Source organism: Eremococcus coleocola DSM 15696, assembly GCF_000428865.1.
Lineage (GTDB): Bacteria > Bacillota > Bacilli > Lactobacillales > Aerococcaceae > Eremococcus > Eremococcus coleocola.
Genome location: NZ_KE386808.1, coordinates 62,305 through 83,421, shown reverse-complemented (window position 1 = coordinate 83,421; position 21,117 = coordinate 62,305). Strand labels below are relative to the sequence as shown.

At 40.4% G+C, this 21,117-nt stretch carries 18 protein-coding genes; all 18 read right to left on the bottom strand.

The window, feature by feature from the left end; genetic code table 11:
- Positions 1-2 precede the first annotated feature (2 nt).
- On the bottom strand, positions 3-1,019 hold the full coding sequence (gene hrcA, locus G396_RS0109395) for a heat-inducible transcriptional repressor HrcA (RefSeq protein WP_028125829.1): 1,017 nt from the start codon (positions 1,017-1,019) through the stop codon (positions 3-5).
- Positions 1,020-1,167: 148 nt separating this feature from the next.
- Positions 1,168-2,016 (bottom strand): YitT family protein, encoded by an 849-nt coding sequence (locus G396_RS0109390; RefSeq protein WP_006418686.1) that lies wholly within the window; start codon positions 2,014-2,016, stop codon positions 1,168-1,170.
- Positions 1,997-2,986 carry a riboflavin biosynthesis protein RibF gene (gene ribF / locus G396_RS0109385; RefSeq protein ID WP_006418623.1) on the bottom strand — a complete coding sequence of 330 codons (990 nt, stop codon included), beginning with the start codon at positions 2,984-2,986 and terminating at the stop codon, positions 1,997-1,999. Before ribF ends, G396_RS0109390 begins: the two co-directional genes overlap by 20 nt.
- A gap of 24 nt (positions 2,987-3,010) precedes the next feature.
- Positions 3,011-3,928 carry a tRNA pseudouridine(55) synthase TruB gene (gene truB, locus G396_RS0109380; RefSeq protein ID WP_028125828.1) on the bottom strand — a complete coding sequence of 306 codons (918 nt, stop codon included), beginning with the start codon at positions 3,926-3,928 and terminating at the stop codon, positions 3,011-3,013.
- A gap of 741 nt (positions 3,929-4,669) precedes the next feature.
- On the bottom strand, positions 4,670-5,020 hold the full coding sequence (gene rbfA / locus G396_RS0109375; protein ID WP_006418638.1) for a 30S ribosome-binding factor RbfA: 351 nt from the start codon (positions 5,018-5,020) through the stop codon (positions 4,670-4,672).
- A gap of 19 nt (positions 5,021-5,039) precedes the next feature.
- Positions 5,040-7,385, bottom strand: a complete 2,346-nt coding sequence (gene infB, locus G396_RS0109370; protein ID WP_028125827.1) for a translation initiation factor IF-2 — start codon at positions 7,383-7,385, stop codon at positions 5,040-5,042.
- Positions 7,386-7,411: 26 nt separating this feature from the next.
- A complete protein-coding gene (locus G396_RS0109365) occupies positions 7,412-7,732 on the bottom strand; it encodes a L7Ae/L30e/S12e/Gadd45 family ribosomal protein (RefSeq protein ID WP_006418627.1) in 321 nt (106 codons plus the stop codon).
- Positions 7,729-8,028 carry an RNase P modulator RnpM gene (gene rnpM / locus G396_RS0109360; RefSeq protein WP_028125826.1) on the bottom strand — a complete coding sequence of 100 codons (300 nt, stop codon included), beginning with the start codon at positions 8,026-8,028 and terminating at the stop codon, positions 7,729-7,731. Before rnpM ends, G396_RS0109365 begins: the two co-directional genes overlap by 4 nt.
- Before the next feature lie 22 nt (positions 8,029-8,050).
- Entirely contained in the window at positions 8,051-9,298 is a 1,248-nt protein-coding gene (gene nusA, locus G396_RS0109355) for a transcription termination factor NusA (RefSeq protein ID WP_028125825.1), read from the bottom strand.
- Between the two features lie 18 nt (positions 9,299-9,316).
- Positions 9,317-9,790 (bottom strand): ribosome maturation factor RimP, encoded by a 474-nt coding sequence (gene rimP / locus G396_RS0109350; RefSeq protein WP_006418632.1) that lies wholly within the window; start codon positions 9,788-9,790, stop codon positions 9,317-9,319.
- A 143-nt stretch (positions 9,791-9,933) separates the two neighbouring features.
- On the bottom strand, positions 9,934-14,241 hold the full coding sequence (locus G396_RS0109345) for a PolC-type DNA polymerase III (protein WP_028125824.1): 4,308 nt from the start codon (positions 14,239-14,241) through the stop codon (positions 9,934-9,936).
- 82 nt (positions 14,242-14,323) lie between these two features.
- Complete coding sequence (gene rseP, locus G396_RS0109340) at positions 14,324-15,622, bottom strand: RIP metalloprotease RseP (protein WP_006418646.1); 1,299 nt, start codon at positions 15,620-15,622, stop codon at positions 14,324-14,326.
- A 100-nt stretch (positions 15,623-15,722) separates the two neighbouring features.
- Positions 15,723-16,520, bottom strand: coding sequence for a phosphatidate cytidylyltransferase (locus tag G396_RS0109335; protein WP_028125823.1), 798 nt, complete (start codon positions 16,518-16,520; stop codon positions 15,723-15,725).
- Positions 16,521-16,538: 18 nt separating this feature from the next.
- Positions 16,539-17,264, bottom strand: a complete 726-nt coding sequence (gene uppS, locus G396_RS0109330) for an undecaprenyl pyrophosphate synthase (RefSeq protein WP_006418613.1) — start codon at positions 17,262-17,264, stop codon at positions 16,539-16,541.
- Between the two features lie 219 nt (positions 17,265-17,483).
- Positions 17,484-18,041 (bottom strand): ribosome recycling factor, encoded by a 558-nt coding sequence (gene frr / locus G396_RS0109325; protein WP_006418631.1) that lies wholly within the window; start codon positions 18,039-18,041, stop codon positions 17,484-17,486.
- Positions 18,042-18,255: 214 nt separating this feature from the next.
- Positions 18,256-18,984: a UMP kinase gene (pyrH, locus tag G396_RS0109320; protein ID WP_006418645.1), complete on the bottom strand. Its 729-nt coding sequence runs from the start codon at positions 18,982-18,984 to the stop codon at positions 18,256-18,258.
- Positions 18,985-19,223: 239 nt separating this feature from the next.
- A complete protein-coding gene (tsf, locus tag G396_RS0109315) occupies positions 19,224-20,108 on the bottom strand; it encodes a translation elongation factor Ts (RefSeq protein ID WP_006418648.1) in 885 nt (294 codons plus the stop codon).
- Positions 20,109-20,256: 148 nt separating this feature from the next.
- Positions 20,257-21,027, bottom strand: coding sequence for a 30S ribosomal protein S2 (gene rpsB, locus G396_RS0109310; protein ID WP_006418637.1), 771 nt, complete (start codon positions 21,025-21,027; stop codon positions 20,257-20,259).
- Positions 21,028-21,117 lie beyond the last annotated feature (90 nt).

Genomic DNA, 21,117 nt, shown 5'->3' with positions numbered 1-21,117 from the left:
AATTAATAATTAAACAGTGCGGCCGTCATTTGTTGGAATAATTGAATAATCTTATTGTATCCCATCGTATTAGGTCCAATCAGGCCAATCGATATCTTCTGTTGATTGGTCAAGTATGTGGTTGAAATCATTGACACACTCGATAAGGTTGATGGCGAATATTCAAAGCCAAACAGAACATTTATCCCAGGGGGATAATTTTCAATTTCTTGATAGACTGGATTCGAACCATCTACTAGGGACATTAAATCCTTGATGGATTCTTTTCCCATCAAAGGATTCAAAAAATCATAAATTAAATTGCGTCCTGAAACATTAAAGTGATGACGTTTTAGACTGGTGCGAATTTTCTCAATCAGACTAGAGAAATCCAATTGATAACCAGTGGCCCGCTGCAAAGCAAAGGGAATGGTTAATTTCATCCGTTGATAGACATCTTCTAAATCAAGTCCTTTTAGTTCTTGATTCATGATATCGACCACCCGGTCCATTTGATCACTTGACAAGTTATAGGGAGTATGAAAGACGATATTGTCTAACCGTCCCTGGTCTGTCATCAAAACAGCCATCATTCGTTCATCGTCCAGTGCAAATAATTTAAATTCCTCGAAATGATAGGTCGTTAAGTCCTGGCCTAAAACAAAGACTGGATAGTTTGCTAAAGAAACCAACATATCGGCGGCTAACTTAGCCATTTCAAAGTCATTATACTTACTAGCCCGTCTTAATTGGGAGAAAGGATTGGGACTCTTGCCGTCTTCCTTATGACCCTCTTTCATTGCCATCAATTGATTGACATAGAAACGATAACCATCATTGGAAGGAATCCGACCACTAGAAGAATGGGCTTTTAATAAATAGCCTTCATTTTCTAGGGCTAACATATCATTTCTGACGGTTGCCGGACTAACATTTAATTTTGAGCGATTTAGTAATGTTTTGGAACCAATTGGCTCCTCTTCTAACCCATAGTATTTAATTATGAGTGACAAAATTTGCTTTTGCCTGGGCGTTAACATAAAATCACCTCTTTTATCATTAGCACTCTAATTACCTAAGTGCTAACTGTCATTATAATACACCCTAGCCTAGCCCCTGTCAAGGACTTACCTTCAAAAAGACTAAAAAAATTAGCACTCTTTTGTATAGAGTGCTAATTTTACTTTTTTAATCTTGTTTAGGTTCAATACTTAAGGAAAAACCTTCACCATATACTTGTTGAATGGAGGACACAGTAACGAAGGCCCTGGGATCAATTCGGTTAATTATCCGTTGGGTCGGAACTAATTGCATCCGATTAATCACTACATAAAGAATCTCTTTGTCTTGTCGTGTGTAGAAACCATGGCCATGAAAAACAGTAATCCCCCGTCCAATTTTATCTTGGATGGCTTTTGCAATCTCACTATTATGGTTGGAGATGATGATTAATTGTTTCTTAGGATTCAAACCTTCTAAAATATAATTGAGGATATAGGACGTGATAAAAATTGCTGTTAAAGTGATCAACCCATTTTCCAATCCGATAATAAAAAAGAGGATGCCCACTACGATCACGTCGAAAATTAGAATCGTTGACGACACCGCAATGCCAAAGTATTTTTTAAAGATCATGGCCACAATATCCGAACCGGCTGTGGTACCATGACCAAGAATCACAAGTCCTAGGCCCACACCAATTAATATTCCGGTTAACATGGCCGACACAAAACTATTGCCTGGCATAAATTGTCCTAGATTCACATAGCGTAAGAAGAAGGACAAGAGGACCACGGATAAAATCGTATAATAAATGGTCAAACGATCTAAAAGCTTCCAGCCTAAAATCAAAATTCCTGCATTAATCAATAAGTTAGTAAGAGAAGGTGGGATAGAAAATAAATAATAGAGAATGACTGTAATCCCAGTAACGCCACCTTCCCCTAAATTATTAGGAATAATGACGGAAGAAATGGCGACTGAATAAATAAAAGATCCTAGGGTTACTAAGAAAATATTAATCAATTGTTTCTTCATGGGCTAGACTATCCTCCCTTTGATAATCTGGATGGGCTTGGAAATAAAGAATCGTATCTTCTCTATCCTGGTTCAACTGATCAATCAAACCTTGAGCTGAATCAAATTTGATTTCACCGCGTAAATAATGGTACCAACGAATATCCACTTCTTGCCCATAGATATCTTGAGCAAAATCTAGAATATAAACTTCTATTGAAAGACCCCTGTCACCCGGAAAAGTCACATTATAACCAATGGAAGCCATTGCTCGGTGCCAAATATTTTCAACCTTAATCGCCACCACATAGACACCAATCTTGGGGATAACCTGTTGGCCAAAATGTTGAATATTTGCCGTGGGAAAACCAATGGTCCGCCCTCTTTTTTCCCCATGGATCACTTTACCATGAGTCTGATAAATATAGCCTAATTCTAAATTAGCCTGGTCGAGCTGGCCTTCTTTTAAATAATCGAGAATAAAGCGACTGCCTACCTTATGGGTTTGCACTTGTAATTCAGGAACTTCTACTACTTTAAAACGGCCTTTAGCATGCATAGGCAGGGTCTGCATATTAGCCAGATGACTGGGACCATAAGTGTAATCAAAGCCAGCTACCACGATTTTTGCATGGAGTCCCACCATATAATCATCCACAAAGGCTTGCGGACTTTGACTACCAAATTCATGAGAATAGTGGACCATATAGAGATAGTCTACGCCTAATTCAGCAAACAATTCAGTCCGGCGTTGGTTGCTAGAAACATATTCCACCTCACTGGCCTTTAACTCAGAGTAGAAAATCTTAGGCTGTTGGTCAAAGGTCATCACGGCTAAAGGTAGGTCTTGAGCTTGGGCATAGGCCTGAGCCACTTTAATCACATGTTGGTGGCCTAAATGAACCCCATCAAAAAAGCCTAGGGCTAAGACGATGTCTTGGTCAACAATATCGGTTGGATGATAAGGATGAGTAATTTCAATAACTTGCATAGTATTCCTTTCTTCTAGGCAAATCTACAGGTCGGGAAACATGGCAAAGGGTTTCAAGCGGCCCGCCTTGTCGGGATGAGGGCCATAGATCGCTAATAACTGATTTTGGTAATAGAGGGCGGTAGCCTGACTCAGGTCTTGGTCAAAAAAGTCTTGGTCGACTACTTGACCATGCTGGATGGAGAAAACCTGGTCTGGCTTTAATGCTAGCCATGGTAGAATCTTCTTCACATGGTCCAAAGAATAAATAGCGGCTTCAATTTGGCTAGGGCTGGCTTGATCCAACCAAGCTAGACTATAGGTCTGGTCTAAGCTAAATCCGGCTGCCATGGTTCTTTGCAACCAAGTCATGTGAGCAGGATAGCCCAGAGACTTGCCTAAGTCTACTGCCAAGGTTCGGACATAAGTTCCTTTTGAGCAGGTTACTTGGAAATTCCAACTTTGACTTTGGTCCTGCGGGTCATAAAGGGTAGCGCCCTGACGCTGGAAGTCATAGATTTGAGCCTGGCGAACCGGGCGTTCTACTCTTTGACCCGTGCGGGCATATTCATAAAGTCGTTTTCCCTTAACTTTCACCGCAGAATAATAAGGCGGAATCTGTTGGATTTCTCCGGTCATAGCAGCCATAGCCTGGTCCACTTGGGCGTCGGTCAGCGGATTTAAGACCGGTTGCGAGGCAATCACTGCTCCAGAAGCATCTTCCGTTTCGGTCGCCTGTCCTAAGAAGATGCCACCTTGATAAGCCTTGGGTGACTCCATTAGATAGTTGACCAATTTAGTTGCCTTGCCAAGACAGAGGACCAAGACCCCCTCAACATCGGGATCCAGTGTGCCAGTATGGCCAATTTTTTTCATTTTTAGTAGTTTCCGGGCTTTAAAGACCACATCATGACTGGTCATACCCTTAGGTTTATTTATGGGAAGAATTCCATGGTAAGTCATACGCACCCTCCTCTGCAAATACTCACTTATTATATCAAATGTCTAATAATAAGGCTATTGGCACTTGCCCTGAATCTGAGACTTGTTGATTTTTCCAAGTGTCGGTCGCAATGGGGTCACTTTTTATATAAGCTTCAAGATAAGTTAATCGAGCCAGCGCAAAAATTCTTCACTTAATCTCAAAGTAAGGAATCTACGGCTTATTTTTCTTTACTTTGGGATAAGTCTGGAATCCACCGTTTATTTTTCTTTACTTTGAAAGAAGTCAGGAATCCACAGCTTATTTTTCTTTACTTTGGGATAAGTCTGGAATCCACAGCTTATTTTTCTTTACTTTGAAAGAACTCAGGAATCCACAGCTTATTTTTCTTTACTTTAAAAGAACTCAGGAATCTACGGCTTATTTTTCTTTACTTTGAGAGAACTCAGGAATCCACAGCTTATTTTTCTTTACTTTGAAAGAACTCAGGAATCCACAGCTTATTTTTCTTTACTTTAAAAGAACTCAGGAATCTACGGCTTATTTTTCTTTACTTTGAGAGAACTCAGGAATCCACAGCTTATTTTTCTTTACTTTAAAAGAACTCAAGAATCTACGGCTTATTTTTCTTTACTTTAGAGCCAAGTCAAGAATTTATGCTTGTTCCCCCCAGTCTCAACTCCCTTAACTAGCAAAAGCCAGCAAAAAAGGCAAGCCGAAAATCAAAGATTTTCCTGGCCTGCCCCTATTATAAGCATATACTATTCATCTTTTTTAAGTTGATTTAGTAAGGAATCAATCTTATTACCATAATCAACTGATGCATCTCGTTCAAAACGAATTTCAGGTGTCTTATAAATCTTCAAACGTTTCCCCAATTCTGATCGGACTTTACCGGTCACAGCCTCAAGACCAGCTTGTTGTTTTTGGCGCTGACCTGCTAAGTCAGATAAGGTTGAATAATAGATAGTAGCGTGTTGTAGGTCCCCGGTCAAATCGACATCAGTAATCGTCACACCTTCAACCCGTGGATCCTTGATTTCACGTAAGAGAATTTCATTGACTTCCCGTAATATTTCTTGACGGACACGTCCAACCCGATATTTAGCCATAGCTGAGGGTCCTCCTTTATTATCGTTTTACTTCGACCATATGGAAGGCTTCAATCACATCATCCACTTTAATATCATTGTAATTTTCAATCATCAAACCACAATCAAAGCCTTTTTTCACTTCACGGACATCATCTTGATACCGTTTCAAGCTAGCAATATCGCCTTCAAAAATTACAATATTATCGCGAATTAAGCGGACTTGACCAGAACGTTCGATGTAGCCATCGGTCACAAATGCCCCAGCAATCGTACCAAGTTTAGAAACCACAAAGGTTTCACGTACCACAGCTTGTCCCGTTACTTCTTCCACGAATTCAGGGTCTAACATACCCTTCATGGCGGTTTCAATTTCTTCAATCACATTGTAAATAACTCGATATGAACGAATATCCACTTCTTCTTGATCTGCTAATTGACGCGCTTGAACTGTTGGACGAACATTGAAGCCAATCACAATGGCACCAGAAGCATTAGCTAAAGTGACATCACTTTCGTTAATCGCACCGACAGCCTTGTGGACAATATTAACTTTAACTCCTTCAACTTCAATCTTTTGTAAAGAAGCAGCAAGAGCTTCAACAGAACCTTGAACGTCCGCCTTAATAATTACATTAACAGACTTCAATTCGCCTTCTTGTAGGCTTTCAAATAAGTTATCAAGAGTGACCTTCTTAGTTGAATTCCGTTGGGCTTCTTGGGCCCGCATGGCTCTTTCTTCACCGGCTGCCCGGGCAGATTTTTCGTCTTCAAAGACAACGAATAAGTCACCCGCTTGAGGGGCATCATTTAGACCTGTGATTTCGACCGGAGTCGCCGGACCAGCTGTCTTAATGCGACGGTTTTTGTCATTGGTCATGGTACGAACGCGGCCGTATGTGTTACCCACTACAATAGGGTCCCCGACTTTAAGGGTACCTTCTTTAACTAGTAAGGTAGCTGTCGCGCCTTGTGACTTATCAAGACGAGCTTCAATTACAGATCCAATAGCCATCCGGTTAGGGTCTGCCTTTAATTCTTGGACTTCTGCCACTAAGAGAATCATTTCTAATAATTCATCTAAGTTCAAGTTCATCTTAGCGGAAATCTCAACAAAGATATTTTCGCCGCCCCAATCTTCTGGAATAATACCGTATTCGGTTAATTCTTGTTTAACTCGGTCTGGATTGGCTGTTGGTTTATCAATCTTATTAACTGCAATAATGATTGGTACATTGGCTGCTTTGGCATGGTTAATGGCTTCGACAGTTTGAGGCATAACCCCATCATCAGCCGCCACAACAATAATAGCAATATCGGTCACATCAGCACCACGCGCCCGCATGGTGGTGAAGGCCTCATGTCCTGGTGTATCTAGAAAGGTTACCGTATTACCATCGACCTCAACTTGGTAGGCTCCGATATGTTGGGTAATTCCGCCGGCTTCGTCAGCCGTTACAGAGGTATGACGTAACTGGTCAAGTAAGGTCGTTTTACCATGGTCAACGTGTCCCATGATCGTAACAACAGGTGGGCGTATTTTTTTAGCTTCTTCTGGAATTTCTTCTTCAAAGTAGAGTTCCAAATCAGACTTATCTACTTCCACTTTTTCAATCGGTTCTACCCCATATTCCATCGCGATTAATTCAATCACATCTTTGGATAAGGCTTGGTTTTGGTTAGCCATAACACCTAACATCATGAGTTTCTTAATAATCTCAGTGGCATCCCGGTGAAATACCTTAGCGATATCTTGAATATTGATCCCTTCTGAGTATTCAAAAGTTTCAGGTAAATCTTTATGTTTCCGTTGAGTAAGACCTTTAGATGGAGTTTGATTATTTTGTTGGTTACCACGACGGCGATTTCCCCGACGACGACGATTAGACCGACCAGAGCCGTTATCCTGGTTATTGTTTCGTTGATTATTATTTCGTTGGTTATTATTTCGTTGATTTGAATTATTTTTTTGAAAATCACCTTGATTGGACTTAGATTGGTCAGCTGTCGGCTTATGATCTTTAACTTGATGCGTCTTATTATCCTTAGCCGCTTCTTTGTTTGCACTGGCTTTAACTGATCCTTGACCCGCCTTAGCTTTAGCTTGTTCTGGTTTAGAAGAAGCTTTTGGCTGAGCTTGAGAGCCCTGTTTTTCTGATTTTGCCTTGTCTACTGGAGTAGCTTTAGCTTTGGAACTAGCTTTTTCTGGTGCTGGTTTGCTTGGTGCTGTTCCTTGAACTAGGTCCTGTAATTTCTTTTGGTTCTCCTCAGAAACTGAAGACATATGGCTAGCAAATTCAATCCCGTTCTTCTTTGCTAAATCTAAGACAGCCTTACTTGTTAGTTTATGTTGTTTCGCGAATTCATAGACACGCATTGACGTCATATAATCACCTTCCTATTAGTCGATTATCATATAGTTTCCTCACTTCCAGTAGTATATGATAAAAATTTCTTAGCCATTCCTCTATCTTGAATACCACAAAGACTGCGGCTTTTACCGATAGCATGACTCAATTGGATTTTATTAAAATGGGTATTTAGTGGTACTTGGTAGGCCTGGCTATACTTTTGATAGCGGTCTAGTGTTTTAACACTGACATCTGAGGCACAAATTAGGACATGAACTTTGCCTTGTTTCAGCGCTTTCTCTACTAATTCGTCTCCTGACACTAATTTGCCTGCTCTTTGGCAGAGGCCTAACATATTTAATTCTTTTTCACTTGCTTTCATAGTAATTCCTGTCTGGCCTTTTGATGGTCTACATATTCATAGAGTTGGTCATAGAAATCGTCTGCAATATTAATGCCGAACACTTTATTAAAAGTCTTCTCTTTTCGGGCTTTTTCTGCATACTCAGGCACTAAAGCAATATAAGCGCCGCGACCATTTTTACGACCACTTGGATCAATAAAGACTTCATTGTCTTGTGTTTTTACAATCCGAACCAATTCTTTTTTGGGAAACATTTGACCAGAAACCACACATTTTCGCATGGGAATTTTTTTAGTTTTCTTAGTCTGGGTCATTTCATTTCGCTCCTCAATTAGCTTAGTCTAAAATTTCATCTGACTCAGTAGCTTCTTCATCTTCAATAATATCTTCGAAGTCTGGATTTTCCTCCATATTTTCGACGACTTCGAGTGATTCAGTCACTGGATCTTCTACCATACTAGCATCTGCGGCTAGGACTTCTTGACCTTCCATCATATCGACTTCCTGACTCGTTAGGTCTTGGTTGGCCATTTCTTCTTGGTAAACTCGGAAATCACTTTCTGACTTAATATCAATCTTGTAACCAGTTAAACGGGCAGCTAAACGGGCATTTTGGCCTTTTTTACCGATAGCGAGGGATAATTGATAATCAGGCACTACCACGATACAGTGGTTAGGATTTTCAGGATCATTGAAGACGACATCAATGACTTGTGAAGGGCTCATTGCATTTTTGATAAATTGAGCGGGATCATCATCATACTCAACAATATCAATATTTTCCCCATTAAGTTCGGCCACAATTGTATTAACCCGTTCTCCCCCTGCTCCGACACAGGTACCGATTGGATCGATTTGACTATCTTGAGACCGTACAGCCACCTTAGACCGGTCACCTGCTTCACGAGCAATGGACATGATTTCTACAATCCCGTTGAAAATTTCAGGCACTTCGTTTTCAAAGAGCCGACGTAAGAAGTTAGCATGTGCCCGCGATACAATAATTTGTGGCCCACGATTGGTTTTGTCGACTTTAGAAACATACACTTTCACCCGTTGATCCATGGTTAATTCTTCTGTTGGAATTTGTTCCCGCACTGGCATGACCGCTTCAATCTTGCCTAAGTTTATATAGATAAAGCGATTGTCTTGGCGTTCTACCGTGCCATTCAAAATTTCATCTTCATATTGAATATACTCATCATAAACAATATTACGTTCTGCTTCCCGTAAGCGTTGCAAAATAACATGCTTGGCTGTTTGGGTTGCAATCCGTCCGAAATCTTTAGGGGTAATTTCAAATTTGATGGTGTCATCTAATTCATAGGCTTTATGAATATCAAGCGCATCACTGAGGGCGATTTCTTCATTAGGATCATTAACTTCTTCCACAACTTTTTTCACTTGGAAGACCTTTATCGTTCCCTTATCCGCATTAAAGACCACTTCCACATTTTGGGATTGGTCATAATTCCGTTTATAAGCTAAAACCAAGGCAGATTCTAAAGCATCTTTGATGACATCTGCAGAGATACCTTTTTCTTCTTCTAATACCTGCATGGCTTGAACTAATTCTTTACTCATTTCTATCTCCTAACCTTATTAAAATTCAATCGCTAGACGCGCTTTAGCAACCGCCTTCTTATCAATTTCAAGTTCTTTGCGACGGGTCTTGTCTTTGACTTCAATACGATAAAGTGTATCTTCCACAGCTAGCAAGTTGCCTTCATGGAATTTCTCACCATATTGGGGTACATAATAGTCAAAATGAACATATTCGCCCACTGCCGCCTCAATATCAGCCGCTGTCTTCAAAGGACGTTCAGCTCCTGGTGAAGAAACTTCTAAATAATAAGACTTAGGAAAAGGATCTGGTTTGATTAAATCGAGCGCCTCACTTAACTTCTCACTGATAAAAGCACAGTCATCTAAGTCAATCCCGCCGTCTTTATCGGCGTATACTCTAAGATACCAATTAGGACCTTCTTTAAGATATTCTAAATCAACTAACCGACAATCATTGGCTGCAACCGTCTCTTCAATAATGGGTCTTACTTTTTCTAAAACAGTACTCATTCTTCACCTCTCACCTTATAAACATAAAACAGCGAGCGGTAACCCGCTCACTGCCTCTCAGTCACTATTTACTATCATAAATATACCATACTTTATTAGAAAAGACAAGCAAAGCCGCTTGCGCAGCAGGTTAAATAAGCTAGCTAGAAAAGACTCAATTGATCTTCGTCTGGCAAGTGATTAATAATCCCTTGTTCGGTCATATAATCGATTAAGGATTTAGACACCTTACCCCGTTTACTTAAATCTTCTTTAGATAAAAAGCTAGCTTCGCTCCGGGCCTGCACAATCTGGTCGGCCACTGACGCTCCCAAACCAGGAATCGTTTTAAAAGGTGGAATCAGACTATCGCCTTCAATGACATAATTACGGGCTTGTGATTTTTCCAAATCGACCATTTTAAAATGATAACCCCGTTCTAGCATTTCGTTGGCAATATATAATTCTACAATTAATTCCTTTTCTTTATTTGAAGCGTCATTGCCTTTTTCGTTAATTTCTTTAATCCGTCGTTTGACCATTTCCTTACCTTGGTACATGGCAACAATATCCACATCTTTAGCCCGGACAGAGAAATAGGCACAATAATAATACAGAGGATGGTGTACCTTAAAATAAGCCACCCGTAAAGCCATTAGTACATAAGCCGCTGCATGGGCTTTAGGGAACATATACTTAATTTTAAGACAGGAATCAATATACCACTCAGGTACCTTGGCCTCCCGCATTTTATCTTGCCAATCATCCGGAATGCCCTTGCCCTTTCGGACATGTTCCATAATCTTAAAGGCCAAGGCTTCCTCCATGCCCCATTGAATTAAGGTCACCATAATATCATCCCGACAACCAATTACTTTAGCTAGAGGCACGACATTATTCTTAATCAATTCTTGGGCATTGCCTAACCAAACATCGGTACCGTGAGACAAACCAGAAATTTGTAGTAACTCGGCAAACGTCTTAGGTTTAGTTTCTGAAACCATCCCTCGGACAAAGTTAGTCCCAAATTCAGGAATCCCTAAAGTCCCCGTATCTGAATAGATTTGTTCTGGAGTGACCCCTAAAATTTCAGTCCCAGAGAAAAGCTTCATCACATCGGCGTCATCCGTTGGAATGGTGGTTGGATCGATACCCGATAAGTCTTGGAGCATCCGAATAACGGTCGGATCATCGTGTCCGAGGATATCGAGTTTCAAGACATTGGCATCAATCGAGTGGAAATCAAAATGGGTGGTCCGCCAGTCAGCCGAAGAATCATCGGCCGGATACTGAATTGGGGTAAAGTCATAGACATCCATATAATCTGGAATTACGATAATCCCGCCCGGGTGTTGTCCGGTCGTCCGCCGCACCCCTTCAATTCCATAAGCTAGGCGTTCTTTTTCTGCTTGGGGTAATTGGTGGCCCACTGATTCTATATAACCCCGGACATAACCTAAAGCCGTTTTGGCCGCAACTGTACCAATCGTACCCGCCTTATACACATAATCTTCACCAAAGAGGACCTTGGTATAAGCATGAGCTTGTGCCTGGTAATCACCCGAGAAGTTCAAATCGATATCGGGAACCTTATCGCCATTGAAACCGAGGAAAGTCTCGAAGGGAATATCATGACCGTCTTTGGCCAATTGGGCACCACACTTAGGACATGCCTTATCCGGCAAGTCAAAGCCAGACCCATATTCTCCTTGGGTATAAAATTCTGAATACTGACAATTAGGACAATGATAATGGGGGGCTAAGGGGTTGACCTCAGTAATCCCTGTAAATGTCGCGACCAAACTTGACCCGACTGACCCACGCGAGCCAACCAGATAACCATCTTGATTGGATTTATGTACCAATTTTTGAGCAATCAAGTACATAATCGCAAAGCCATTATTAATGATAGAATTTAATTCTTTTTCAATCCGTTTTTCAACAATTTCAGGTAAGTCTTGGCCGTACAATTCATGGGCCCGTTGATAGGTTAGCTGGGTAATTTCATCCTCAGCCCCTTCAATCCGGGGAGCATACAGTTCGTCTTTGACTACTTTGATTGTTTCAATTGAATCAGCAATTGCTTGTGAGTTAGTCACTACCACTTCATAGGCAATCTCTTCGTCTAAAAAAGCAAATTCAGCCAGCATTTCATCCGTGGTCCGGAAGTGAACTTGGGGTAATACCAAGTCACGTGACTGGTTAATTTTTAAAGAACGTTGGACAACCTCCCGGTAGATGGCATCTTTTTCATCTAAATAATGAACATTACCGGTTGCAACCACCGGTTTATTTAATTCCTTGCCCATCCGGTAAAGATTAGCAATGATTTCTTCTAATTCTTTTTCCGAGTGAATATTTTCATCATGTAAAAGAGGTAAATAGGCACCCTTCGGCATGATTTCAATGAAGTCATAGTATTTGGCTAATTCCTTGGCTTCATCGTATCCCTTCTGCATCATGGCAGTAAAGACTTCCCCTTCGGAACATGCCGTTCCTACTAATAAGTGCTGACGGTATTTATTCAAAATTGACCGCGGCACCCGAGGGACCCGATGATAATAGTGGATATTTGATTCTGAAACCAAACGGAATAAATCCTTAAGCCCATCTTTTTCCTTAACTAAGAGGGTGGCATGCATCGGGCGGGCTTGCTTAAAGGCATCCCCTTGCCCCAATTGATTATTTAACTGGTGATGATATTCCATCCCAAAATCAGCCAGCGCTTGATCAAGCAGTTTATACATCAAATAACCGGTAGTCTCTGAATCATAAACAGCCCGGTGGTGTTGTTCAAGATTAACCCCATAGCGTTTAGCCAGGGTATTTAAGCGGTGGGATTTCAAATGCGGATTAACCATCCGCGATAATTCCAGGGTATCAATCACGGGTATAGGGGTATTTTCAATGCCTATTCGTTCATACCCCTTATTGAGGAAGCCGATATCAAAGGAAGCATTATGGGCTACTAAGATTGTATTTTGAGAAAAATCATAAAAATCTTTTAAGACCACATCTTCTTGGGGAGCACCCTCGACCATGGCATTGGTAATCCCAGTCAATTCCGTCGTAAAAGAGGAGAGGGGTTGGTTAGGATTGATAAAGGCCTCGAAGGTATCGATTACTTGACCTTCTTTCATCTTAACTGCCGCTAACTCAATAATCTTGTCGTAGACGGAGGATAAACCTGTCGTTTCCACGTCAAAAACTACATAGGTCGCTTCTTTTAAGGCGATTTCTTTCGGGTTATAAGCTACCGGTTCACCATCATTGACCAAGTAAGCTTCGACCCCATAAATGACTTTAATATTATTATCTTGGGCCGCATGATAGGCTTCTGGAAAAGCTTGGACAGTTGCATGGTCAGTAATAGCAACTGCCGGATGGCCCCAGGCTGCCGCTTGTTTAATAATATCCTTAGCTGAATTGGTCGCATCTAAGGTCGACATTTGGGTATGGGCATGCAACTCGACCCGTTTTTGTCCGTCAGGTGCCTTATCTTGACGTTTGGCCTTCTTAATTAGGCGAATGGAACGCGGTCTTAAGTATAATTCGGAGGAGAAGTTATCTGGGATCATATCCCCTTCCAGGCGGACCCAATCGCCCACATTATAGAGATCAAATTGTTCTACCTTAATCCGTTTCCCTGACAATAGTTTAACCTGTACAGAAGATGTATAGTCGGTAATCATCATGACACATAGCGTCGCACCTGACCGCAGGCTAATTAACTCTTTCTTAAAGATATAACCTTCAGTGACAGACCGATATTGGTGGTTTTCCAAATCGATAATTGGGATAATTTCTGCATCCTTGGGAATATCCCGACCAATATCTTGGCGGTCGGCCGCCGCTTCTTCTTGGGCCACCTGTTCCTGCCGTTTTTCTTGGGCCTCAAGCGCTGCGACTAGAGATTCCTGTTCCGCTTGTTCCTGAAGCTCCATAAAATGCTCCACTTGTTGATTCTGTAAAGCTTGATCGACAAAATACTTGATTTCTAAGTTGTCAATGGCGACCTGGTGGAGACGCTGTTTGAATAAGGCATCATACTTACCCTTCACCGTTTCTAATTGAGCTTGGCCGGGTAAGGCAATCGCTAAGACCCCCGCTTCATAAGAGAAGTTGGCATGGGCAAGGGCTGCTTTAATTATTGGCTTTTCTCTACCTAAGACAGAATAGACGGCAAACCAATAGTGTTGGAGTAAGTCATCATCCAAGTTATCTTGGGCAAAGGCCCAGTGAATTTCAATACTTGCGATACCCTGGAAGGCATCTAACATATGGGCGTGAAATATTTGATAGACTTCCGGATGAACTCTTTGGGGACTGCGCAAATAAAAATGCCAGTCACCTTGGTTGGCAATCACATCAACCCGTTCGAGTTCTACATCTTCTAGTTGTTGTAAGATATTCTCTTCCTTAATTTGAAGCTGTTGTAATAAAACTTCAAATAAATGTCGCTTATCTCTCATGTTTGCCTCCATTTGTACAGTATAAAAGGACAAATTAGATTCCCGGGGAATCGATCACTTGTCCCTTTATTATTTGTTTAGCTTAATTAAAAAATGCGCGTTGAATGTCATTCCAAGTGACCGCAATCATAAAGACAAAAAGGATAAAGACCCCTACCAGGGTAATAATGCCTTCTTTTGATTGGCTTAGCGGTTTACCTCGGACCGCCTCTACTAGGTTAAGGAGGATCTTGCCCCCATCCAAGGCTGGAATTGGTAATAGATTAAAGACGCCTAAGTTGGCAGATATATAAGCCATAAATGATAAAATCGTTGTAAAACCATAGGAGACAACCTGGTTAGTCATTTGCGCCATCGCAATTGGTCCGCCAAAATTATCAAGCTTAAAACCAGAGACTAACATAGAGCCTAGAACTCCAAAAATCCCAGTCACAACCGCCCAAGTTTGGGTAAAACCATAGGTTAAACGGGCGCCTAAAGAAGAATCATAACTTACATTAGACTTTTGCATAATCCCAATGACTAAGCGGTTTGGGTCGCCCCCATCATTGTCCGCCTTTTCAGGCGTTAATTGGACTTGGACATCCTTACCCGCCCTTTCAACCGTAAGGCTTAATTCTTTGGCACCATTGTCTTGAATAGTTTGGGTCAATTGCTCCCAAGTCTCAATGGTTTGGCCATTAATGGCCTTAATCTCATCATCTGCTTGTAAGCCAGCCGCAGCTGCCGGTGAATTCTGTGATACTTGACCCACAACTGGTTGACTCTCTCCACTGGTAGTCCCCACTGGCACACCTGGTAATAAAAAGGCAATAAGCGTATAAATTAAAATTGAAAGAATAAAGTTGTTTAAAGGGCCCGCCATATTTGTTAGAAACTTATGCCACACTGAAGCAGACTCATAACGCATGCTCCGAGGAGCTAGAGGAATCTTGGTGCCATCTTCTTCAACGAGCAGGGCTTGGTCAGACACGGAATAAGTTTGCATTACATCTTGGCCCACCGGAATCGCTTCGATCGTTAAGTCATCCAAGAGGTCAAAATCATTGATCCGGACGGGTAATTCATCTTGACCACTCTTTTTGGACTTATTAATCAAAGTCACTTGATTTTGGTCATTAAAAGCTAGGGAAACTTCCATCCCCGCTTGTAGGTCTTCCTCTTCATTTAATCCCGCTAGCCGGACATAGCCCCCTAAAGGTAACATCCGAATAGTATAAGCTGTATGGTCTTTACCTTGGTGGGCAAATAATTTTGGACCCATTCCAATTGAAAACTCACGGACACGAATTCCTGCCCGTCGCGCAAAATAAAAATGGCCAAATTCATGGATTACAACAATAATTGAAAAGATTAATAAAAATACTAATAGTGTTTTCATGGACACACACTTTCTAATCACTTGAGCCATTTTCGCTCAGACTTTAATTAATTACAGAATATATTTTACACTAGTTGGTTTTTGAACCAAGTTAGCTAGACTAGTGCATTAAATTCATCCACACCATCATCAAAATTGATGCAAATAGGGTTGAATCAAACCGGTCTAAAAAACCTCCATGACCTGGTAGAATTTTACCAGAATCTTTGACATTATAATGACGTTTGTAGGCTGATTCCACTAAATCTCCTAATTGACCAAAAATCGAAATCAGGATGATTAAAATAGGAATATACTGCATTTGACTATGGTTTACTGGGAAAATCCATAGAAATAAGAGTGACACCAATAAAGAGGTTGCAGTTCCTCCCACCATACCCTCAACGGTTTTCTTGGGTGAGATTTCAGGCGCTAATAAGTGTTTTCCAAATTTACGCCCGACTAAGTATGCACCAATATCCGTTGACCAAATCACGACAAACACGAAAGCTAAGGTAGCTAGGCCCATATCACGTATAATGATTAAATAACGGAAGCCAGACCCAATGTAAAGTGCCCCTAATATCAAAATAGCCGCTTGAGTAAAATTAAAGGTGCGATGTTTGAAGACAGTTAAGACTAACAACAACAAACAACATAAATAGAAAAATAAAGAAGTGTCTAATCGGTGACTTAGTAAAACCTTTGTGTAATATTGGGGTAAAAGCATGGAAAGTAATGCAATTGAAGATATTACACCAATCAAAGATAAGTATTGTATTTGAGCCATTCGGGCTAATTCATAAAGTGATACTAAACCAATCACAGCAATAGCAAAGGCAAAATAACCCTGCCCTAACATAATAAAGGGTAAGAAAATAGCCAAGCCAAGCCAAGCTGAACGAACTCTGACTTTCATATAACTCCCCCTTATCTTTTAAAGTACTTTACCATAACGACGTTGCCTTTGACCATATTCTTGAATTGCCAAATCTAAAGCCTCGGCATCAAAATCCGGCCAAAGAGTATTGGTGAAATAAAATTCGCTATAAGCCACTTGCCATAAGAGAAAATTAGATAACCGTTCCTCACCACTCGTCCGAATCATTAAATCTGGTTGGGCATAAGCTCCTAATTTAGCTGACATTAGGTGTTGTTCTATATAAGTTTCATCCACCTGGTCTGCTTGGATTCGTCCAGCTTGAATTTCTTGACCAATGGCTTGCATTGCTTTAGTAATTTCTTGACGTCCGCCATAATTGATAAGAAAATTCAAGATCAAACCCGTATTATGCTTGGTTTGGTCTAAGGCAGTTTCAATAATTTCTCTAGTTGCACTTGGCAAGGTAGATAAATCACCCATAACTTCTAATTTAACCCCCTCTTCCATCAACTCAGGAAGATAGGTTTTAAAAAACTCCTTGGGTAAATCCATTAAGAACTTAACTTCTTTTTCAGGACGACCCCAATTTTCAGTTGAAAAAGCATACAGTGAAAGAACCTTAATTCCTAATTGATTGGCACGCTTCGCCACTTTCTTAATCGTCTGAGCTCCTTGATGGTGGCCAGCAACCCGCGGCAGCAAACGTTTCTTTGCCCAACGCCCATTGCCATCCATGATAATGGCCACATGGTTGGGAATTGCTTTAAATTTATTATCCATAAGACTCTCCTTCTTACTACACTTAGAATCTATTATACTTAAAGCATATTGTTTTTTCTAGCCATTTTACATTTTCTTAAAGAAGACTATGAGCTGGGCCATCTAACCATTAGCAAAAGATCTAATTAGACTAAAAAACAAACAAGATAAACCATGACTTTCTGCTCAATATAAGCGTAATCTGAATGGTATCCTGTTTGTCTCTTAGGAAGTAAATTCCTAATTATTCATAATTTCATCTTCTTTAGCCTTAGCTAAAGCATCTAATTCTTTAACCTTTTCATCAGTGATCGCTTGGATTTGTTTTTCATAATCTTTCACATCATCTTCAGTTAATTCATTATTCTTTTCTAATTTTTTAGCCGCATCAATTTGATCACGACGAATATTACGGATTGAGATTTTAGCAGTTTCGTTTTCTTTACCGACAACTTTCACCAATTCTTCCCGTCGCTCTTTAGTCAAGGCTGGGATAACTAGGCGAATCACATCTCCATCTGAGGTCGGGTTAATCCCTACATCAGATTGTAAAATGGCTTTTTCAATCTCGGTGGTTGACGATTTATCATAAGGTGTCACCAAAAGCATCCGTGCTTCTGGCACAGTAATACTAGCTAATTGATTTAATGGTGTTGGTACTCCATAATAAGTGACTTGAATCCGATCTAAGATACTTGCATTGGCAACACCTGCACGGATAGAAGCTAATTCTCGTGAGAAAGCTTCGACAGATTTGGCCATGCGGTCTTTCGTTTCTTTTAAAATTGTATCTGCCATAATGACATCCTCCTGCTTTATTTATCAATTAATTATAACATAAAAAATCTGTTAAGACAAAATGATGTTCTAGCAATCGCCGACGAATTTTTCAAATTGTTTTGATTGAATCTCATTTCCTGGCTAACTATTCTTTTTGTCTCACTTAACAGCTGAGCTTGTAAAAAAAGAGTTGAGCCAAGGCCCAACTCTAAAATACTATTCTGTTTTATACTTAGTGGCCACGGACAATCGTTCCAATATTTTCACCTTTAACGACCCGTACAATATTACCGGGTTCATTGAGATTAAAGACAATTAAAGGAATATCATTATCCATTGATAATGAGGATGCAGTTGAATCCATAACTTTTAAGCCTTTAGCAATTACATCTAAGTGAGTCAAGTTATCATATTTAGTGGCGTTTGCATCAACATTAGGATCGGCATTGTAAACACCATCCACATTATTCTTAGCCATCAAAATTACATCGGCATCAATTTCAGCAGCACGTAGAGCTGCTGTGGTATCAGTCGTGAAGTATGGGTTACCTGTTCCGCCTGCGAAAATAACCACCCGGCCTTTTTCTAAGTGGCGGGTTGCCTTACGCCGAATATAAGGTTCAGCAATTTGGCGCATTTCAATTGAAGTTTGAACTCGAGTTGGCACACCTGCATTTTCAAGCACATCTTGCAAGGCTAAGGCATTCATAACAGTCGCTAACATACCCATATAATCAGCTTGAGCGCGTTCCATACCCATTTCTTGGCCAATATTGCCCCGCCAGATATTACCGCCACCCACAACGATACAAATTTCCGTACCTAATTCATATACTTTTTTTAATTCAGCTACCATCGTCTTAATTGTAGCAGGGTCAATCCCAAAGCCTTTTTCTCCAGCAATGGCTTCGCCACTCAATTTTAGGACGATGCGTTTATATTTAATCGCTTCGTTTGTCATAAGTTTTCCTTTCTTAAGGTCATGCTTTTATAAAAGAAGACTGTGCAAAAAGCATCGGTTGCTACAGTTATTTATAAAAACATCTACTTAAACGCAGTAGCCGATTGGATGAAACTTCGGTGCTCTGCCCTTGTTTCGTCCTAATCGGCTGTGCGGGGGCGGGCAGACAAATTGAAAATCTGATAATTTCAACTTTGGCCCGCTCCCAAAAAGGCCCCCGTAGGGGCCAAAGTTAAAAATTATTTTTTCATTTGAGCTGCAACTTCATCTGCGAAGTTGTCTTGACGTTTTTCAATGCCTTCGCCCACTTGGAAACGAACGAATGAATCAATTTGACCGCCACCATTAGCTGTTACATATTTAGAAACAGATAAGTCTGGTTCTTTAATGAAATCTTGTTCAGTTAATGAGATTTCGGCTAAGAATTTATGCATCCGACCTTGAACCATTTTTTCAACGATATTGGCTGGTTTCCCTTCAGCTAAAGATTTTTCAGTTTGAACTTGTTTTTCATGTTCATATACTTCAGCATCTACTTGATCAGGATTTACATAACGAGGGTTGATGGCAGCCACGTGCATTGCGACATCTTTAGCAACCGCTTCATTGCTAGCGCCAGTGATTTTAACGATAGCAGAAATTGAACCACCCGCATGAACGTATTCACCAAAAACATCAGCATCTTCTTTAGTTAAAACTGCGAAACGACGGAAGTCTAATTTTTCACCGATAACTGTCGTAGCTTCAGTCACAATAGTATCAATGGTTTTACCATCAATTTCAATTGCTTTAGCTGCTTCAATGTCAGCAGGTTTATTTTCAGCGACTGCTTTAACAATGGTAGCTACTAGGTCTTGGAATTTTTCATTCTTAGATACGAAGTCTGTTTCTGAGTTAACTTCAACGATTGCAGCAGTATTGCCGTCAACATAAGTAGCAGTTAAACCTTCAGCTGCAATACGGTCAGCTTTCTTTGCAGCTTTAGCTAGACCTTTAGTCCGTAGGAAATCTACGGCTGCATCCATATCGCCATCAGTTTCAACTAAGGCATTCTTAGCATCCATCATACCTACACCGGTCATATCACGTAATTCTTTAACTTGTTTTGCAGAAATTTTTGACATTAAAATACTTCCTCCTTATATCCTTCTGTAGCATATTATAACAAAGACAATAGTCAGTGACCATTCTTTTACAATAAAAAAGCTATCTTAACACAGGCGTAGGCAGAACCCGTGATCAACCCTGTATTAAGATAGTTTGATTAATTAATTATTCAGCATCTGCTGTTTCTTCTTTTTCGAATAAGTTGTCGAAGAATTCTTTATCAGAAGCTTCTTCTTCAGTACTTTCTTCAGCTTGACCTTGGTTAGATTCGATTACGGCTTCAGCCATAGTGTTAGCAATCAATTTGATTGCGCGGATTGCGTCATCGTTTGATGGGATAACAGCATCGATTTCATCTGGATCACAGTTAGTATCAACCATAGCTACCACTGGGATATTTAAGGTATGAGCTTCTTTAACCGCAATTTGTTCTTTACGAGGGTCAACCACAAAGATTACATCTGGAATCCGTGGCATATCTTTGATACCACCTAAGTTTTGTTCAAGACGAGCTAATTCTTTACGTAATTGAAGCACTTCTTTCTTAGGAAGTAAATCAAACGTGCCATCTTCTTCCATCTTTTCGATTGATTTAAGACGACGAATTGATTGTTGGATAGTTTCCCAGTTAGTTAATAAACCACCTAACCAACGATGGTTAATGTAGTATTGACCTGAGCGTTCAGCGGCTTCTTGGATAGCTTGTTGAGCTTGTTTCTTAGTCCCAACAAAAAGTACCACACCACCATCAGCTGAGTTGTCACGCATAAAGTTATAAGCTTGATCCACTAACTTCACTGTTTTTTGTAAGTCAATGATATAGATACCGTTACGTTCAGTAAAGATATACTTTTTCATTTTAGGGTTCCAACGACGTGTTTGATGTCCAAAGTGAACACCAGCTTCAAGCAATTGTTTCATAGAAATTACTGCCATTTTTTCATTCCTCCATTTGGTTATTTTCCTCCGCTTATCGCATAAAAGACCTAGACTCCCGTAAGAAGCACCCTAGAACTTAACCATAAG

Coding starts and splice junctions, on each gene's coding strand:
- uppS (WP_006418613.1), bottom strand. CDS start 17,264: ATGGATAATAAATTTAAAGCAATTCCCAACCATGTGGCCATTATCATG.
- rimP (WP_006418632.1), bottom strand. CDS start 9,790: ATGAGTACTGTTTTAGAAAAAGTAAGACCCATTATTGAAGAGACGGTT.
- G396_RS0109335 (WP_028125823.1), bottom strand. CDS start 16,520: ATGAAAGTCAGAGTTCGTTCAGCTTGGCTTGGCTTGGCTATTTTCTTA.
- rbfA (WP_006418638.1), bottom strand. CDS start 5,020: ATGGCTAAATATCGGGTTGGACGTGTCCGTCAAGAAATATTACGGGAA.
- G396_RS0109390 (WP_006418686.1), bottom strand. CDS start 2,016: ATGAAGAAACAATTGATTAATATTTTCTTAGTAACCCTAGGATCTTTT.
- G396_RS0109365 (WP_006418627.1), bottom strand. CDS start 7,732: ATGAAAGCAAGTGAAAAAGAATTAAATATGTTAGGCCTCTGCCAAAGA.
- G396_RS0109345 (WP_028125824.1), bottom strand. CDS start 14,241: ATGAGAGATAAGCGACATTTATTTGAAGTTTTATTACAACAGCTTCAA.
- truB (WP_028125828.1), bottom strand. CDS start 3,928: ATGACTTACCATGGAATTCTTCCCATAAATAAACCTAAGGGTATGACC.
- frr (WP_006418631.1), bottom strand. CDS start 18,041: ATGGCAGATACAATTTTAAAAGAAACGAAAGACCGCATGGCCAAATCT.
- rpsB (WP_006418637.1), bottom strand. CDS start 21,027: ATGGCAGTAATTTCTATGAAACAATTGCTTGAAGCTGGTGTTCACTTT.
- tsf (WP_006418648.1), bottom strand. CDS start 20,108: ATGTCAAAAATTTCTGCAAAACAAGTTAAAGAATTACGTGATATGACC.
- ribF (WP_006418623.1), bottom strand. CDS start 2,986: ATGCAAGTTATTGAAATTACTCATCCTTATCATCCAACCGATATTGTT.
- infB (WP_028125827.1), bottom strand. CDS start 7,385: ATGACGTCAATGCGTGTCTATGAATTCGCGAAACAACATAAACTAACA.
- rnpM (WP_028125826.1), bottom strand. CDS start 8,028: ATGACCCAGACTAAGAAAACTAAAAAAATTCCCATGCGAAAATGTGTG.
- rseP (WP_006418646.1), bottom strand. CDS start 15,622: ATGAAAACACTATTAGTATTTTTATTAATCTTTTCAATTATTGTTGTA.
- nusA (WP_028125825.1), bottom strand. CDS start 9,298: ATGAGTAAAGAATTAGTTCAAGCCATGCAGGTATTAGAAGAAGAAAAA.
- hrcA (WP_028125829.1), bottom strand. CDS start 1,019: ATGTTAACGCCCAGGCAAAAGCAAATTTTGTCACTCATAATTAAATAC.
- pyrH (WP_006418645.1), bottom strand. CDS start 18,984: ATGACAAACGAAGCGATTAAATATAAACGCATCGTCCTAAAATTGAGT.